Source organism: Acetatifactor sp., from assembly GCF_982438285.1.
Map to the genome: position 1 here is coordinate 1 of NZ_CEWDFQ010000430.1, position 2,191 is coordinate 2,191.

At 56.6% G+C, this 2,191-nt stretch carries 1 protein-coding gene; it reads left to right on the forward strand.

Annotated elements, in window-relative coordinates:
- Positions 1–2,191, forward strand: a 2,191-nt coding sequence (locus AC1WIP_RS14905) for a helicase-related protein (RefSeq protein ID WP_481142569.1), incomplete at both ends; no start/stop codon positions are given.

A 2,191-nucleotide genomic window follows, 5' to 3' on the forward strand; every position in this document is an offset into this window, starting at 1 on the left:
GCGCTGTACCACCCGGCTGGACGACCAAAGGGAGCAGAGGTTCCTCATCAACCGACTGCGACAGGTCTTTGCGGAGATCAGCCTGAGCAGGCTGGAGCCGGACCTGGTCGTCATGGACGAATTTCAGCGATTCCGGGATCTTATCGCACCGGAGGATGACAGTGAGGAGGCCATGCTGGCCCGGCAGTTTTTAAGCAGCGGGCAAACCAAAGTTCTTCTGCTGTCCGCCACCCCCTACAAGCCCTATGCCACCCTGGAGGAGATCGCCCAGGACGAGGGAGCAGAGCACTATGGAGAGTTCATGCAGGTGATGGACTTCCTATTCCACAGGCCAAAGCAGAGGGAACAGTTCCGTACTGTGTGGCGGCAGTACTCTCATGCCCTGTGTGAGGTATCCGGAGAGAAGCTGACCATTCTGATGGCCCGGAAGGCGGAGGCGGAGGAACAGCTCTACCAGGGAATCTGTCGGACGGAGCGCTTCAATACCGGAATCCTGGATGACAGCGGGGTCCGGGAAGTCCCGGTTTCTGAGGGAGATATTCTTTCCTTTGATGCCATGCAGTCCCTGCTGGATCAGGTAGCGGCGCAGGGAAGAAGGGGGGATCTGCTCCGGATTCGGAATGTCCCTATGGAATATGTCAAATCCTCCCCCTATCTGCTGTCGTTTATGGAAAATTATCAGATGAAGAAGCAGCTCAGATCCCATTTCACCCGTGGCTTTGATTTCGCGGCCACGGCGGGACGCACCGTATCTCATTTGCTGCTCAAGCGCAGCGCCATCCAGAATTACCGCCACATCCCCTTTGAGCACGCCAAGCTGGAGCGGCTGGCTGAGACGGCTTTCTGCCAGGAGCGGGAGGGGGCGGAGAACCTGCTGTGGATCCCACCCTCTAATCCCTATTACAACACCGGTGGTGTATTTTCAAGACATCGGAATTATTCCAAAGTGCTGGTGTTTTCCTCCTGGGAAATGGTGCCACGGATGCTTTCCGTGATGCTCTCCTACGAGGCAGAGCGGCGCACCATTGGGAAGCTGTACCATGACGCATCCCTGAAATGGGGGCGGGGATATTTTGCTACCAAGGAGGAGCGCCGTTATGGTGTGACCCGTTTGCGGAAGGAGAGCGAAACGATCGTCACCCTGCCCTCTCCCAAGCTGGCGGAGTGCTATTGCCCGGAAGAATATTTGGGAAGAGACATTGCCTATGTACGCCGGGAGGTGGGCAAAAAGGTAAAGGCGCGGCTGGAGATGCTCAGAAAAGAAAAAGGAATTCCGGTGCGGGGGACGGCCAGCGCCCAGAGCCTTGCTGCCTGTATCCGCGCGTTGGATGGAGCGGAGAAAGGGGTTTCCCTGTCTGCCATTCCAACGGATGCGGCAGACATTTTAACCGATATGGCCATTGCTTCCCCAGCTGTGTGTGCTTACCGCCTGCTCAGGCGCAGCTGGCAATCGGCGGAGATATCCCAGGTGCAAAAAACTGCCGGGGAGATTGCGGGACTCTTTGTAAGCCTGTTCAACAAGGCGGAGAGCGCGGCTATCCTGGATCTTCTATACGGAAGAAAGAGTGACGATGCCTATTATCAGACGGTGTTCCGCTACTGTGTAGAGGGCAATCTTCAGGCTGTATTGGATGAGTATGCCCATGTGCTGGCGGTGCCCGGGGCGGAACTGAAGCAGGCCATGGCAGATGGTTTTATTGATACGGCTACGCTGCAGATCGATACCCGGGAATCCTTCCCCGACCAGGAAAAAAATCGGGCCCGCATGCGCACCCACTTTGCGGTGGGTTATTTCAGCGCGAAGCGGGATGAGGAACATGTAAACCGGACCGATAATATTCGCCGGGCGTTCAATTCGCCCTTCCGTCCCTTTGTGCTGGCCACCACCTCCATTGGCCAGGAGGGGCTGGATTTTCACGCCTATTGCCGGAAAGTGGTGCACTGGAACCTGCCGTCCAATCCCATTGATCTGGAGCAGAGAGAGGGGCGGGTCAATCGGTACAAATGCCTGGCGGTCCGGCAGAACATTGCCCAGCAGTATGGCGGAGAATTTGACTGGGAGCGAATGTTTGAGCGGGCCGGCCGGGAGAAAAAGGGGAATTTTTCCGACCTGGTGCCTTTCTGGTGCCTTCCGACAAAAGAAGGACAGCCCCGCATTCCCATTGAGCGCATTGTTCCTCTGTATCCACTC